This window comes from Fructobacillus sp. CRL 2054 (assembly GCF_028764065.1).
Lineage (GTDB): Bacteria > Bacillota > Bacilli > Lactobacillales > Lactobacillaceae > Fructobacillus.
The window spans coordinates 52188-66926 of record NZ_JACOFN010000004.1; the positions used below are offsets into that span (position 1 = coordinate 52188).

Here is a 14739-nt window from a genome sequence, read left to right on the forward strand (position 1 = left end):
TCTCCTTCTTACTTCCAACTAAATGAATTTTTATTCGTGAATAGTATAGCACTGTGGCGGGGATGGGAAAGTCGGATCGACGTTTATTGTGATTATGAGTTTTGAAAAATAATACTGGGGTGTAGCTCTATACTTCTTTAGATTAATTCCCACGACGCGTATAATAAAAATTATATGTGTCTTTTTTGTATATTAATTGCATATTAATAGTACGAAAATGCTACTGATTTATTGAACAGAAATTAACAACTCGAAGGAATTTAATGGGAATGATTTCAGACAATTTAGGTGAACTAGATTTTGAACGCGAACTAATTGATTATTTGCAACAGTTGGGTGGAACTAAGCAGTGGCAATATGTTCCAGAAATTAAGACAACGGAACAGTTGTGGGCTAACTTTAAAAAGATTTTGGAACAGAATAATCAGAAGTTAGACCGTCCACTATCGGAACAAGAATTCAAACAAGTTCAGCAAGTTATTATGGGAATTAAAAGCCCATATCAAGCCGGTCAATTTCTTTATGGATCGAATGGTGTATCACAGGTTGAAGTGGATTTAGATGATGGTCGGCATGTTTTCTTAGATGTATTTGATTCATCACAAATTGGTGCAGGAAATACCGTTTATCAAGTAGTTAATCAAATTGAACGACCAGCAGTTCAAGCTGGACGGCAAGATCGTCGTTTTGATACAACTTTATTGATTAATGGTTTGCCAATTATTCAAATTGAAGAAAAAGAAAATTCTCACCCTGCTTCTGAAGCCTTGAACCAGATGAAACATTATACAGAAGAAGGTCAATATTCTGACATCTTCTCCATGGTGCAGATTTTAATTGCCATGACAGAAACTGATACTCAGTACATGGCTGCGGCGACAATTGACAAGTTTAACAAGGCTTTCGCCTTTCGATGGGCTCGAGAAGATGATACAAAGGTTAACGGTTGGCGTGAATTTGCCAATGCCTTTCTTTCAATCCCAATGGCACATCAAATGGCTACAAACTATATGGTTTTGGACGGTACTAAGGGGCGCGAGATGCTAAAGGTTATGCGTTCCTATCAAGTTTATGCCACGAAGCGAGTTCTTGAAAAAGTCGAGAATCATCATTTTGGTATTGATGATCCAAAGCTTGGTTACGTTTGGCATACAACTGGTTCAGGAAAAACTATTTCATCATTTAAGGCTGCCTGGTTAGCTTCCCGTAAGCCAAACGTTGATAAGGTTATTTTTATGGTTGATCGTGTTGCGTTAACCGATCAAACGACTTCACAGTATACAGCTTTTGACCCTGATTCAACTGCTGAGGACCGTACATCAGTCATTTCAGATACTGCTAATGTGACGGATTTAAAGAAAAAGCTCTTATCAAAAGACGTCAAGGGAATTATCGTCACTTCTAATCAGAAGATGAATATTTTGGCTGAGCGTTACGCTGATCAACGTGATAAGTTTGATAAAAACATTCTCTTTGTTGTCGATGAAGCGCATCGTTCAACTGGTGGGGAAGGCTTTGCCAAAGCACGAAAGTTCTTTAAAAATGCAGCATGGGTTGGCTATACAGGTACACCGATGTTCGAAAAGAATCCAAGTACGCAAGATATTTTTGGTGATTTACTTCATGCCTATACAATCCGTCAGGCAATTTCAGATAACAATGTTTTAGGATTTAACGTTGAATTTCATACAACGTTACCTGAAGAAACAGTTAAGGAAGAATATCTACCAAAGTATTATGCGGCTAAGTATCCTGATTGGAATCAGGAAAAGATTCAACAAAAAATTGATTCAATGACACCTGCCGATATTGATGAAGCGGTTGAACCTGACATTTACGACCATAATGATCAGCACGTAAAAGAGGTCGTTTCGGAAATTATCGATCATTGGCAAAATCGTTCAGCAGATTATCGATATAATGCCCTGTTCACGACCCATGCTTCGGGTAATAAACCCTCTGTACCATTGGCGATGAAGTATTACCGTGAATTTAAGCGGCAAAATACGGCTGATAATCCAAAACTCAAGCGTAAGTTGAATATCGCCATCACTTTCTCATTAAATACGACGAATAATGATAGCATGTTTGAAAATAACCGTGATTTGCGTGAAGCGATGGCTGATTATTCAAAGATGTTTGGTGGCCATTTTGCTGAAGAAAATGCAGATGAGTATACTGCTGATGTTGCTGCACACTTGAACCGTTCGTCAGGAGATGGAAAAGTCCTCGATTTGGTTATTGTTGTTAATCGCTTGCTAACAGGATTTGACGCACCTAAGTTAAACACCTTATATGTTGACCGTACATTATCTGGTGCTAACTTAATTCAAGCATATTCTCGAACGAATCGTATCGAGGATAACAATTTTAAGCCTTTCGGATTAGTGATTAATTACCGTTGGCCAGAACTGTCAAAACAAGTTATGAACGAGGCACTGGCACTTTATGCTAACAAGGACTCTGCCAATATTGAAATCGAACTGATCGATCCTGGAGACGGCCCTGTTCTTGCTAAACCTTTTGAAGATGTTTTGGCGGACACAATTGAGGTTGTGGAAACGTTGCGCGATTTGTCTGACAATTTCCAAGATATTCCAAGGTCCGAAAACGATTGCAAGGAAATGCTCACTAAATTACGGCAGTATAATCGTCAGGTCAATCAATTAAAGCAATATCCTGAGTACGATTATGATAACCCTGAACAACTATTGACTGATTTGGGGATGACGGTCGAACAAGAACGCACCTTAACAGGTGGGTTAACAACTCGTGTGAAGGCGAAAGTTGCTGAAAATGAAGGTATCGATGTAAGTGAATTAGATTTGAAGATGAGTCATATTTCAGACGTGAAAGTCGACTATGACTATTTGAAAGATCTATTAGTTCAGTTGGCAAACGAAATGCACAATGGCGAACACGAAAAGGCCAAGAAAACATATGACAGCATTCGTAGCCAAACAAAGCAACTGGAAGATCAAAAGTATGCTAAGCGAGTAGAACGTACTGCCAAGAGTTTGCACTCAGGAGAACTTCAAGCCGGAAATTACCCTGTAAAGCAGGACGATATTGAAGGCTTGCTAAGTACCTCAGAATCAAATTCGAAGAAGGTTCAGATTCGTCGATTTATTAATACATGGGGATTAGACGTTACTGTTTCAAATGTTGAATCAATTTTGGAACACCACCAAAAGGGGCAGGATGATCTTAATACCATGGGGCAATTGGATGAATTAAGAAAAAATGGTCAGAAAAATTACGCAGAACTTTCAACAGATATCGAAGTTAAAAATCTGAAGAAGATTAAGTACCGTAATGTTTTTTCAGACGCTTTTATTAAGTTCGCCAATGCCTTTGTAGAAGAATACTAAATTAAGAAGGAGATACCATGTCAAAAGAAGCTACAGCACAGTCAATTACCAGCCAATTGTGGTCAATGGCTAATGATTTGCGCGGGAACCTTGATGCATCAGAATTTCGTAATTACATTCTAGGTTTCATGTTCTACCGTTACCTTTCTGAGCATCAAGAGCAATATTTGCAAAAAGAAGATATTTTGGACCTTGAAGAAGGTGAAAATATAAATGATGCCTATTTACGTGAAGCTCAAGGAGCTGACCGTAATGATTATATTGAAGATATTGCTCGAAACTTGGGTTATGCCATCGAACCAGAATTCACGTGGAAGACTATCGTTAACAAAGTTCATTCTGGTGATATTAAGCCATCTGATTACCAAGATATGTTCGACGAATTTAACAAGAACGCCCAGATTAACAAGTCGGCAGAAGAAGATTTCTCTGAAATCTTTGCCGATGTTAATTTAGGAAACTCACGTCTTGGGAACTCAACCGCAGCACGTGCAAAGTCATTGGGGGCCGTTGTTGAATCAGTTGATACTTTCAACTATGAAGACGAAAATGGTCATGATATTTTAGGGGATGTTTATGAATATCTAATCGCCGAATTTGCCGGAAACTCTGGTAAGAAGGCCGGAGAATTCTATACTCCTCACCAGGTTTCAAAGATTTTGGCTAAGTTAGTGACTCTCTCTGCCAAGGATGAAGGACGTTTTACTGTTTATGATCCTGCCATGGGATCTGGTTCTCTTTTGTTAACTGTGCAAGACCAATTGAAGAACGGTCATGATAAGGGACGTGTTGCTTTTGAAGGTCAGGAATTAAATACCACGACTTACAACTTGGCCCGCATGAACTTGATGATGCACGGTATCGATTATCAAAACATGGAGTTGCGTAATGCCGATACCTTGGAAGATGATTGGCCCTCAAAGGAAAGCAACGGCATTATGCAGCCCGTTACCTTTGACGCGGTTGTTGCTAACCCACCATATTCTGCTAAGTGGGATAACAACGACAACAAGATGAAGGATGCCCGTTTTAAGGATTACGGTAAGTTAGCTCCTAAGACAAAGGCTGATTATGCCTTCGTTTTGCACGGCCTTTACCACTTGGACCGCGAAGGAACGATGGCTATCGTTTTGCCTCATGGTGTTCTTTTCCGTGGAGCTGCCGAAGGTGTTATTCGACAAGCAATTATCGAAAAGAATTATCTTGATGCAGTTATTGGACTACCTGAAGGCATTTTCTTCTCAACTGGTATTCCAACGGTTGTTTTGGTCTTCAAGAAAAACCGGACTAACAAGGATATCTTCTTTATCGACGCTTCAAACGATTTTGAAAAGGGGAAGAAGCAGAATATTCTTCGTGATTCTGATGTTGATAAAATCATCGATACTTACCAAAAGCGTGAGGATGTTGATAAGTATGCACACGTTGCTAACATTGATGAAATCAAAGAAAATGATTTTAACTTAAACATTCCACGTTATGTCGATACTTTTGAAGAAGAAGCTCCAGTTGATGCCGAAGCCCTTCTTTCAAACATGCGTGAAATTGATGATGAAATTTCAGAATTAACTAAGAAAATTAATGAACAAATGGATGACCTAGTGGCCACAGATTCTGAGAGCGAAAAGACCCTAGACTTAATTAAGCAGGTGCTTAAATGAGTAAGGTAGTACAAAATAAGAAAACGGTACCAGAAATCCGTTTTTCTGGATTTACTGATGATTGGGAACAGCGTAAGGCGATAGAACTTTTTAAACCGGTATCAGAAAAAGGACATGCCGATTTGCCTGTATTGTCTGCATCACAGGAATTTGGGATAGTTAAGCGTAGTGATGTTGGTATTGATATTAAGTATGATAAGAATACTTTGGTAAATTATAAAAGGGTGCAGGTAGATCAATTTGTAATTAGTCTGCGTTCGTTTCAAGGTGGATTCGAGCTGTCCCATATTGAGGGTATAGTAAGCCCTGCGTATACTATTTTCACTTTTTTGGATGGTATGAAACAAAACCAAAGTTATTGGGAAGTTGTTTTTAAGACGTACCGATTTATTGAATCATTGAAAAAAGTTACTTTCGGAATTCGTGATGGTAAGGCAATAAGTTTTAAGGAATTTGGGGATGTAAAAGTCTCTTACCCTGTGAATGTGGATGAACAAAAAAGAATTGGTTCTTTGATTAACAGTACTAAAGAGCTTATTACTCTTCATCAGCGTAAGTTGAATACACTTCAGAGCCTCAAAAAAATTTTATTACAAAATCTTTTTCCAAAGAATGGACAAAAGAATCCAGTTATCCGTTTTACTGGTTACACGGATGATTGGGAACAGCGTAAGTTGAAAGATACACTGCTACTTTTAAAGGACGGTACACATGGGACGTATAAAGATGTTGATGAGGGTCCACTGTTATTGAGTGCTAAGAATATTAAAAATGGAAAAGTTGTAGTTAGTAAAGATGAAAGGCTTATATCTGATTCTGATTTTTCATCAATCCATAAAAAATTTAAGTTAGCGAAAAATGATGTGCTTTTAACGATAGTTGGATCCATTGGAGAAACCGCAGTATTACAGAATCCTCAAGGTCTTACTTTCCAGCGAAGTGTAGCTTATCTGCGTCCAGATAATAATTTAAACAGTCAGTTTTTGTATCAGACTATTAGAAGTGATGACTTTCAAAATGCTTTAAAAAGGAATCAGGTTACTTCGGCACAACCCGGAATTTATTTAGGCGACCTAGGAAAGATTGAAGTTAAATTACCAAATAAATCTGAACAAATATTAATCAGCAATCTGTTGCAAAATACAGACAATCTTATTACTCTTCATCAACGTAAATTAAATGAAGTAGAATCATTGAAAAAATTATTGCTTCAAAAAATGTTCGTTTAATTTTATTTTTAATGATAATTAGTTGATAAAGTTTTTATAATCAATATTATTAAGACGTGAGGGAATATAAAATATTCATTATCAAATAATTTGTATTAGTATTCAGCAATGTGATAAATCTTTATTACCTTTTAAATATAAAAGCGCTATTAGTATTTTTACTAGTAGCGCTTTTGCATTGTTTGGGAACAGCGTAAGTTTAAAGACCTATACAAGAAAGTCATTGAAAAAAATGATGGATCCTTTAAGTCCGACCAGATAATTTCTGTAGCGAATATGTACTTTAAAGAAGCTGATCGATTTAAATCTAGTCTTGAGTACATGAAAACTTACAATGTTTTTCGCAAAGGAGATATATCTTTTGAAGGAAATAAGAGTAAAAATTATGCCTATGGTCGGTTTGTTGAAAATACTATAGGAGATGGGATTGTATCGCATGTTTTTGATGTTTTCCGACCAATAGTAAAGTACGATTTAATGTACTGGAAATATTTTATTAATTATGAACCTGTAATGGGGCGCAAATTAATGCGTTCAACAACAAAGGCGACAATGATGAGCAATCTAGTCGCTAAAGATTTTTTGAAACAAGATGTATTAGTTCCTAATTATTCCGAGCAAAAAGAAATAGGATCATATTTAAGCAAGGTTGATAATCTACTTACTCTTCATCAGTAATAAATATAATTATTTTCAAGATAATGAATTGATTGCTAAAAAATGTATTGTATCAGAACTGATAACTAATTATTCAAAACAAATATTAAAAAGCATATATTAATTTTGATTGTTAAACGAATTCTTGGGAACAGCGTAAGCTACAAGAAATTGTAATTATGAAATCCGGTTTCACGGGAGACTCTAGATTGAATGAAGGTCCATACAAGTTAACTAGAATTGAAACAATTTCCACTGGATCCGTTAACATCAATAAAATCGGATATTCAAATGTTGAGCCACCAAAGGAATCACTTTTAAATACAGGAGATATACTTTTCAGCAATATCAATTCGTTAAAGCATATTGGTAAAACAGCTATTTATCAAGTTGATGACCATCTCTATCACGGTATGAACCTGCTGCGCTTTATACCTGAAAATAATTCTTTCCCATTATTTATTTACTATCTTTTGAATACTTATTCTAAAAGAAAATGGGTTAAAGAACATGCAAACCAGGCAGTTAATCAAGCAAGCATTAATCAGACTGAATTAGGAAATTGGATAGTGGATGTACCGACAAAAGATGAATAAAATTGGTTCTTTGTTACAAGATATAGATGCTAATATTACTCTTCATCAACGTTTGAAAATAGAAAACGACCTAACTTAGATTCGAAAGAGAACGCATGACCAGGTCAACATCTTGATTTTCTAGTTCTTGAATAATGTGTAGATAGGTCTTTTGGGTGGTGGTCATAGATGCATGGCCAAGTCGGCGAGCAACGCTTGCGATGGAGACGCCAGCAAAAAGAAGAAGGGAAGCATGTGTGTGACGTAAGCCATGGATAGAAATAGTGGGAATGTCTGCTTTTTCACAGTGACGATTCAGGAGATTGTTCACTGTTGAGTTATAGACTTTTTCATTTTCTTCGACAAAGATAGGCTCGTTTGGCGGAAGATTTTTGATTAGTTCTGAGAATTGGATGACGGTTTGCCAATCAATTTGGATTTTACGGACAGAGGATTGGTTCTTTGTTGGAAGAAATCATCCTTTTTCTTTATAGTTCCAAGTTTTGTTGATTGTTAGCATCTGGTGGGAGAAGTCGAAGTCACTAGGTGTAAGGGCTAGTGCTTCAGAGAAACGCATACCCGTTTTGGCGATAAGTAGGATAAACCAATCCCAGTTGATTTCGGTTCCAAGATCTAGTTGGCTTAGCATGGTGTGTAATTCGAATTGGTTGAGATATTTTGGTTTCTTAGGTCGGGGTGTTCTACCTTTAATAATTGCTTTACGGGTAGGGTCGCGTTCGATTAGTCCGTCATCAACAGCGTCTAAAATGGCGCCTTTTAGTTGGTGGTGAAAATCCATAACTGTTTGCCGCTCGTGTTCGGCTGCGTAATCATTAAGTAGTTGTTGGTAGCTGATACGTGTTAAATCTTTGACTTTTAATTTGGGTGCTAGCTTAACTAACCATTGCTGAGTCATTTGATATTTGGCCATTGTGACCTTACGGATAGCGCCTTCTTTATACATGACAATCCAGCGTTTGTAATAACGGTAGAATAGTTCGTTTTGGTTTTGTTCTGACATAAGATTTCTCCTTTTGAACATAAAAAAAGCAGTCGGTAAAAGTGGCTGCAGGTTTAGTATTCGAGAAATTCTTCCTGAAGTTAGAATAGCATGTTTTGAGAAGGGGTTTGAGTACATGTTGTGGTGATGTTGATTTTACAATATAATAAAAGGCCGACAATGAGTATTTTCAACATTTATAAGAAGTGTAGGGGCAATAACATGTCATATCAATTATTTTTTCAAGAACAAACTGAGGAAGAATATCTACGTAGATCGTCAGTGTTGGCTAATAAGTATTCCTATCAAAATTTAATTGGATTTAAAGAAAAGTCAGAAAAATATTTACATCTAATTAGGAACTTTGTTGCTATATTACAAGAGGTAGCACTTTTTATATCTTTCTCAAAAAATTGCTTTTGGGATTACAGCGCACCTATGTCGGTACTCTTCAAAAATTGTATTTCTTTCTTTATAAAATTTTATGGAGTGTTAGAAAAAAGGACAGAAGAGTCATTACTTGTACGTATACGGGCCTGCGAATTAAAAGCTATAGATCTTTACGGGGAATATAAATAAGTATTAATAAAAAGCCTCCCATTCTGGGAGGCTTTTTATTTTACATCAATCCTGGTGATGCTTTGGATCGATTTTATGTACTGCTTTTTTGACATCAGCTTCGACTTTTTCGGCTGCTGCTTCGACTTTTTTGATTTCGTCGGGCATGGCGAAGCGGTTGACGACGATGGCGAAGAGGACACCGACGAAGACATCGAGGACACGGAGTAGGACGTAGTCGATGGTGGCACCCATGGGGATGGTCAGGGCAATCATAAGGAAGGCGGCCATACCACCAACGATGCCGACGCTTTGGTCGAGTTTGTTGTGGATGATGATGCCAAGCATGATGAGGAGGGGAACCAGGATGATGGAAACCCAATCGGCGTCATGGGTATATTCTCGGATGAAGTAGTAGATGATGGCCAGGCCACCACCGACGACGTTTGAGATGACACGAACTTTGGCAAATGCGATGGTGTTGTCCCAGTTTTCTCGGAGGGCGAAGACTGAGGCTAGGGCCGGCACGAAGGCCGGTCGGTCGATGAAATGGTAGACCAGCATGACGAGCATGACGGTTAGGCCAGTTTTAAAGGTTCGTAAACCAATGTGAACGTGGAAGAAATTCATTACCTCTCCTAGATATAATTTTTTTGAAAGCGTAAAATGGCTGTAGAGCCACCCAAAGATATAAGTATACAACGAAATTAGGAGGTTGTCATGGTTGATAATGAAGTCTTAAAACAATTGCGTGAACACGAGTCAATTCGTGCTTTCCAAGATAAGAAGGTTTCAGATGACACGATGAATGCCATTTTTGAAGCGGCCTTTGCTGGTCCAAACATGCAAAACTACCAACCCGTTACGTTCATTGAAGTAACGAATCAGGCTTTGAAGCAAAAGATTACCGATAAGGTCCACATGGGCTACATTGCATCAGCCCCTCGCTTCTACGTTGTCTGCGTGGACTGGAACCGTGATTTGGTTGGACAGTCAGAAGAAAACCGCAAGGTGATTGAAGACCGAATCCAACACTACCAGTTCTTGGAAGGTGGCATCGTTTCAGCTTCCATTACCTTAGGCCGCGCCCAAGTGGCTGCCGAATCCCTTGGCTTGGGAACGGTTACCATGGCCGGTGTTATGGGCGCCTTTGACTTGTACGAGCAAGAGTTGGATCTGCCAAAGTACGTCAAGCCAATCATGGGATTCTCAGTCGGCTATCCTGACCAGAACCCTGGTGTAAAGCCAAAGTTGCCTTTGTCAGGATCTGTCATGGAAGGCAAGTACGACGAGAAGAAGGTTGAAGCAGCGGTTGCTGACTACGACAAGACCATGGCCGACTACTACGCTGAGCGTGACATGGACACCAACTGGACTAAGCACAACGCTAAGCTCTTCAAGATGATTCCAGCCGACCCACGTTTGTCCAAGTACCCAATGGATAAGGGTTTGAACTTGAAGTAAAAATTGATTGAATGGACCGCCGGAAGGCGGTCTTTTTTTATTGGCATTGTAGCAAGGATGGGTTATACTAGATATGAAATTAGCAGTCGTTATAAACGAGTGCTAAAAAGAATTCATGGAGGTTCTTGTGATGTTGAAACCATTAGCAGACCGGGTGATTGTCCAGGTCGAAGAAACAGGCGAACAGCAGGTTGGTGGCATTGTGATTGCCCAAGCCTCTGAGCAAAAGCCCGTAACGGGTAAGGTAGTTGCCGCTGGTCCTGGTCGTGTGACCGATGCTGGTCAAACCGTTGCGATGACGGTAAAGGCCGGGGACACCGTGCTCTTCGACAAGTTCGCCGGTCAGGCGATCGAAGTCGATGGGCAAGACTATCTCGCCTTGCACGAAAAAGATGTGATTGGGATTTTGGATTAAGATTTGAGGAGACTGGTCGGTTAGATGGCCGGACGGTCTTTTCCATAAAAAAGAGTTAAAAGAGGAGTTTTAGACATGGCAAAGGAATTGAAATTTGCTGAAGATGCACGCGCCAAGATGAAGGTCGGCGTCGATAAGCTCGCAAACACTGTAAAGACAACCATTGGACCCAAGGGTCGCAACGTTGTCTTGGAAGAATCTTACGGTTCACCTACCATCACCAACGACGGTGTGACCATCGCCAAGGCCATCGAACTGGAAGACCACTTCGAGAACATGGGCGCTAAGTTGGTGGCCGAAGTTGCTTCAAAGACCAACGACATCGCCGGTGACGGTACCACGACGGCCACGGTTTTGACCCAGGCCATCGTTGGCGAAGGCTTGAAGAACGTGACGGCCGGTGCCAACCCCGTTGGTATCCGAACTGGTATCGAGAAGGCCACGGCAGCTGCAGTGAAGAAGTTGCACGAGATGTCACACACAGTGTCAACTAAGGATGAAATCGCGCAAATCGCTTCGATTTCAGCTGCCAACGAAGAAGTTGGTAAGCTCATTGCGGATGCGATGGAAAAGGTCGGTAACGACGGTGTTATCACCATTGAAGAATCAAAGGGAATTGAGACGACCTTGAAGGTTGTCGAAGGAATGTCCTTTGACCGCGGCTACATGTCACAGTACATGGTGACCGACAACGAGAAGATGGAAGCCAACTTGGACAACCCTTACATCTTGATTACTGATAAGAAGATTGGGAACATCCAAGACATCTTGCCAGTCTTGCAAGCGGTTGTGGAACAGGGCCGTTCAATGGTCATTATCGCCGACGATATTACCGGTGAGGCCTTGCCAACCCTTGTTTTGAACAAGATGCGTGGTACCTTCAACGTGGTTGCTGTGAAGGCGCCAGGCTTTGGTGACCGTCGTAAGGCCATGTTGGAAGACATTGCCGTTTTGACTGGTGGTACGGTCATTACCGACGATCTCGGTTTGAACTTGAAGGATGTCACCGTTGAGCAATTGGGTTCAGCAAACAAGGTGAACATCTCCAAGGACAACACGACCATCGTGGAAGGTGCTGGTGACAAGGCGGCGGTTGCTGACCGTGTTGAAACGATTAAGAAGCAGATTGCTGAAACTACTTCAACCTTTGATAAGGAGAAGTTGCAAGAACGCTTGGCCAAGTTGGCTGGTGGTGTGGCCGTTATCAACGTCGGTGCGGCAACCGAAACCGAGTTGAAGGAACGCAAGTACCGCATCGAAGATGCCTTGAACGCGACCCGTGCGGCCGTTGAAGAAGGCTTCGTTGCTGGTGGTGGAACGGCCTTGGTGAACGCCATGGACGCTGCCGCCTCTGTTGAAGCCGAGGGGGATGTAGCCACTGGAGTAAAGACCGTGGTTGCTGCCTTGGAAGCACCTGTTCGCCAAATTGCGGAGAACGCTGGTTACGAAGGTTCTGTCATCGTGAACAAGTTGAAGGAACAGCCTGAGGGCACTGGTTACGATGCCAAGGCCGACCGTTGGGTTGACATGGTCGAAGCTGGAATCGTGGATCCTACCAAGGTTACCCGTTCAGCCTTGCAAAACGCCGCTTCTGTTTCCGCTTTGCTTTTGACGACTGAGGCCGTTGTGGCCGAAGCGCCAAAGGCAGATGATGCTTGTGCTGCCGCAATGGGTGGTCAAGCTGGCATGCCGGGAATGATGTAAAAATTAAGAGGTCGTTTCTCTCATAAATGACGGTTAGAAGCGCACTGCGGTGCGCTTCTTTTTTTATAAAAACTGTCGAAAAAAGGGGCCTTTGTGCTAGAATTGAAAACGTGGAGGGGCTTATGACATTTTATTCCCTAGATTATTTAGTTCATCAAAACAACATCACTAACAAGGTCTACATCACCCTGTTGGTCATCACTTTTATCGCCATGGGTACCGGGCTGATTGCCTCATTCCGGCACCGCTTTAACATGCGCTACCGCGACCTGACGATTATCGCCTTCTTGGCCTTCCTGTTTTTCGCCGGTTTGACCTATAACAACCTGCAGAACACGCAGACCCAGAACTCTCAGCAAAACGAGATGGCAGCCTTTGCTAAGGGTTACGCCAAGGATCAAAAGGCTAAGAAGTCTGAATTGTCCTTTAACTCAACGACCCTGCAGGACGGTATGATTGCTAAGGAAGGCAACAAGTTTTACCAGATTACCCTGTCTAAGGACCAGAAGTCATACAGTCGGACACAGGTTTATCTAATTAATGCGAAGGCAGAGGTGGCAAAGTAATGGCAGTTTATTTACCAATATTCTTAAAGCTTGGGATTGGCCTGATTGTTATCATTTTCCAAATCAATATTTTTGGTAAGGGAAACTTAGCGCCAACCAACGCCCTGGATCAAGTTCAGAACTACGTGCTTGGTGGTATTATCGGTGGAACGATTTACTCCGATGCCATTACGGTTTTCCAATTTATGATGGTCATGATTATCTGGACGCTGCTCGTTTTGGTCTTGAAGTTTGCTAAGGAGCACAACCGCTATGCCAAGGCGCTTTTGGATGGAAATCCTAAGATTTTGATCAACCGTGGAAAGATTGATGTGCATGCGGTGATTGCTGCTGGTCAATCGGCTTCTAGCTTGATGTTTAAGCTTCGTGAACAGGAAGTTTACGATGTTTCCAAAGTCAAGCGTGCCGTGCTGGAACAGAACGGTCAGTTGACGGTGATTGAGTACGGGGATGAATCACCTAAGTACCCAATTATTTACGATGGTCAGGCCAATGATGATGTACTTTTGGCCATTGATAAGGACGAAGAGTGGTTGGATCAGCAAGTGGTTGACCAGGACTACAAGGGTATTTCGGATATCTTTGTTGGTGAGTATCTCTCTGGTAAGATTCGTTTGACGCCTTATGATGGTGTGCGAAAGTAAAATCCATTTATTTAATCGATTGATCGAAAAAAGCCTTCTCACAGGAATCTGTGAGAGGGCTTTTTGTGTGGATGAGCGGTTGGGGGCCAGGATATGTGGTAACAGAACGAAGAAATAGTGGAGTAGTCGACATCCGTCCTGTGAAGGGTAGGGTAGTGGGCTGGCCCCCGGATTCAGCCAGTTTTGGTTCTTTTAGGATTGGCTAACCCGCTCAGTTCCTTGACAGTGTTTTGATTGGGTCAGTGCCGATAATCACCTTATCGCAGATGCCGATAAAGAGGCCGTGTTCGACGACACCGGTAATGGATTTGAGTTTATCTGCCAGGGTTGTTAAATCGGTTATATGAGAGATATCAACATCGATGATGTTGTGACCGGAATCGGTGAGGAGGTGCTCTCGCTCGTTTTTCATCCGGAAGCGGGGATGCAGGTTCATGTGCTGGAGGGTCAGGGCAACCTGCTGGGCACCGAACTCAATCACTTCGACAGGAAGTTTGAAGGAGCCTAGTCGTTCGGATTGCTTGGATTCGTCGACAATCCAGACGTTTTTCTTGGAGCGGAGTGCAACGACTTTTTCGTATAGTAAGGCCGCGCCACCGCCCTTGATGCCGTTTAGGTAGCTATCGAATTCGTCGGCACCGTCGACCGTGACGTCGATGGCGTTCACTTCGTCGATGTCTTTAACGACCATGCCCAGCGTTCGGGCGAGTTCGGCGGACCGTTTGGAGGTGGCAACCCCGGTGATTTGCCAGCCGTTGGCGTGGGCCTTTTCGGTTAAAGCACGAATGAAGAAGGCGGCGGTCGATCCGGTACCAAGTCCAACAACCATGCCATCCTGAATTTCATTGACGGCTGCAAGGGCAGCCCGTTGCTTTTGCTCTGTTGCTGTCATTTG

The 14739-nt window shown here is 41.5% G+C and carries 13 protein-coding genes and 1 pseudogene; 11 read left to right on the plus strand and 3 right to left on the minus strand.

Features of this window, described 5'->3' with window-relative positions:
• Window positions 1–263 precede the first annotated feature (263 nt).
• The 5 genes from H7198_RS02770 (at window position 264) to H7198_RS02790 (ending at window position 7514) form a co-directional block, all read left to right on the plus strand.
• Window positions 264–3371, plus strand: coding sequence for a type I restriction endonuclease subunit R (locus H7198_RS02770; protein WP_274458280.1), 3108 nt, complete (start codon window positions 264–266; stop codon window positions 3369–3371).
• Window positions 3372–3388: 17 nt separating this feature from the next.
• On the plus strand, window positions 3389–5032 hold the full coding sequence (locus H7198_RS02775) for a type I restriction-modification system subunit M (RefSeq protein WP_274458281.1): 1644 nt from the start codon (window positions 3389–3391) through the stop codon (window positions 5030–5032).
• Entirely contained in the window at window positions 5029–6261 is a 1233-nt protein-coding gene (locus H7198_RS02780) for a restriction endonuclease subunit S (RefSeq protein ID WP_274458282.1), read from the plus strand. The genes H7198_RS02775 and H7198_RS02780 overlap by 4 nt, the downstream gene beginning before the upstream one ends.
• A gap of 177 nt (window positions 6262–6438) precedes the next feature.
• On the plus strand, window positions 6439–6939 hold the full coding sequence (locus tag H7198_RS02785) for a restriction endonuclease subunit S (RefSeq protein WP_274458322.1): 501 nt from the start codon (window positions 6439–6441) through the stop codon (window positions 6937–6939).
• Window positions 6940–7097: 158 nt separating this feature from the next.
• Complete coding sequence (locus H7198_RS02790) at window positions 7098–7514, plus strand: restriction endonuclease subunit S (protein ID WP_274458283.1); 417 nt, start codon at window positions 7098–7100, stop codon at window positions 7512–7514.
• Window positions 7515–7584: 70 nt separating this feature from the next.
• Here H7198_RS02790 and H7198_RS02795 read toward each other — a convergent pair.
• Window positions 7585–8514: pseudogene (locus H7198_RS02795) on the minus strand (site-specific integrase).
• 201 nt (window positions 8515–8715) lie between these two features.
• On the opposite strand from H7198_RS02795, the gene H7198_RS02800 reads away from it, so the two are divergent.
• Window positions 8716–9072: a hypothetical protein gene (locus H7198_RS02800; RefSeq protein WP_274458284.1), complete on the plus strand. Its 357-nt coding sequence runs from the start codon at window positions 8716–8718 to the stop codon at window positions 9070–9072.
• A gap of 45 nt (window positions 9073–9117) precedes the next feature.
• Here H7198_RS02800 and H7198_RS02805 read toward each other — a convergent pair whose 3' ends face one another.
• Complete coding sequence (locus H7198_RS02805; RefSeq protein ID WP_345945863.1) at window positions 9118–9681, minus strand: FUSC family protein; 564 nt, start codon at window positions 9679–9681, stop codon at window positions 9118–9120.
• Window positions 9682–9771: 90 nt separating this feature from the next.
• Here H7198_RS02805 and H7198_RS02810 point away from each other — a divergent pair, with 90 nt between their 5' ends.
• The 5 genes from H7198_RS02810 (at window position 9772) to H7198_RS02830 (ending at window position 13844) form a co-directional block, all read left to right on the plus strand.
• Window positions 9772–10515 carry a nitroreductase family protein gene (locus H7198_RS02810; RefSeq protein WP_274458285.1) on the plus strand — a complete coding sequence of 248 codons (744 nt, stop codon included), beginning with the start codon at window positions 9772–9774 and terminating at the stop codon, window positions 10513–10515.
• A gap of 130 nt (window positions 10516–10645) precedes the next feature.
• Window positions 10646–10930 (plus strand): co-chaperone GroES, encoded by a 285-nt coding sequence (groES, locus tag H7198_RS02815; RefSeq protein ID WP_274458286.1) that lies wholly within the window; start codon window positions 10646–10648, stop codon window positions 10928–10930.
• A gap of 75 nt (window positions 10931–11005) precedes the next feature.
• Window positions 11006–12634, plus strand: coding sequence for a chaperonin GroEL (gene groL, locus H7198_RS02820; protein WP_274458287.1), 1629 nt, complete (start codon window positions 11006–11008; stop codon window positions 12632–12634).
• 122 nt (window positions 12635–12756) lie between these two features.
• Window positions 12757–13200, plus strand: coding sequence for a DUF3290 family protein (locus tag H7198_RS02825; protein ID WP_274458288.1), 444 nt, complete (start codon window positions 12757–12759; stop codon window positions 13198–13200).
• Entirely contained in the window at window positions 13200–13844 is a 645-nt protein-coding gene (locus H7198_RS02830) for a DUF421 domain-containing protein (protein WP_274458289.1), read from the plus strand. The genes H7198_RS02825 and H7198_RS02830 overlap by 1 nt, the downstream gene beginning before the upstream one ends.
• A 211-nt stretch (window positions 13845–14055) precedes the next feature.
• On the opposite strand, the gene rpiA is transcribed toward H7198_RS02830, so the two are convergent.
• Window positions 14056–14736 (minus strand): ribose-5-phosphate isomerase RpiA, encoded by a 681-nt coding sequence (rpiA, locus tag H7198_RS02835; protein WP_274458290.1) that lies wholly within the window; start codon window positions 14734–14736, stop codon window positions 14056–14058.
• Between the last annotated feature and the right edge of the window lie 3 nt (window positions 14737–14739).

What these genes read in the sequence shown, in the direction of transcription:
- H7198_RS02770 (WP_274458280.1), top strand. Translation starts at nt 264, where the DNA reads ATGGGAATGATTTCAGACAATTTAGGTGAACTAGATTTTGAACGCGAA.
- H7198_RS02775 (WP_274458281.1), top strand. Translation starts at nt 3,389, where the DNA reads ATGTCAAAAGAAGCTACAGCACAGTCAATTACCAGCCAATTGTGGTCA.
- H7198_RS02780 (WP_274458282.1), top strand. Translation starts at nt 5,029, where the DNA reads ATGAGTAAGGTAGTACAAAATAAGAAAACGGTACCAGAAATCCGTTTT.
- H7198_RS02790 (WP_274458283.1), top strand. Translation starts at nt 7,098, where the DNA reads ATGAAATCCGGTTTCACGGGAGACTCTAGATTGAATGAAGGTCCATAC.
- H7198_RS02800 (WP_274458284.1), top strand. Translation starts at nt 8,716, where the DNA reads ATGTCATATCAATTATTTTTTCAAGAACAAACTGAGGAAGAATATCTA.
- H7198_RS02805 (WP_345945863.1), bottom strand. Translation starts at nt 9,681, where the DNA reads ATGAATTTCTTCCACGTTCACATTGGTTTACGAACCTTTAAAACTGGC.
- H7198_RS02810 (WP_274458285.1), top strand. Translation starts at nt 9,772, where the DNA reads ATGGTTGATAATGAAGTCTTAAAACAATTGCGTGAACACGAGTCAATT.
- groES (WP_274458286.1), top strand. Translation starts at nt 10,646, where the DNA reads ATGTTGAAACCATTAGCAGACCGGGTGATTGTCCAGGTCGAAGAAACA.
- groL (WP_274458287.1), top strand. Translation starts at nt 11,006, where the DNA reads ATGGCAAAGGAATTGAAATTTGCTGAAGATGCACGCGCCAAGATGAAG.
- H7198_RS02825 (WP_274458288.1), top strand. Translation starts at nt 12,757, where the DNA reads ATGACATTTTATTCCCTAGATTATTTAGTTCATCAAAACAACATCACT.
- H7198_RS02830 (WP_274458289.1), top strand. Translation starts at nt 13,200, where the DNA reads ATGGCAGTTTATTTACCAATATTCTTAAAGCTTGGGATTGGCCTGATT.
- rpiA (WP_274458290.1), bottom strand. Translation starts at nt 14,736, where the DNA reads ATGACAGCAACAGAGCAAAAGCAACGGGCTGCCCTTGCAGCCGTCAAT.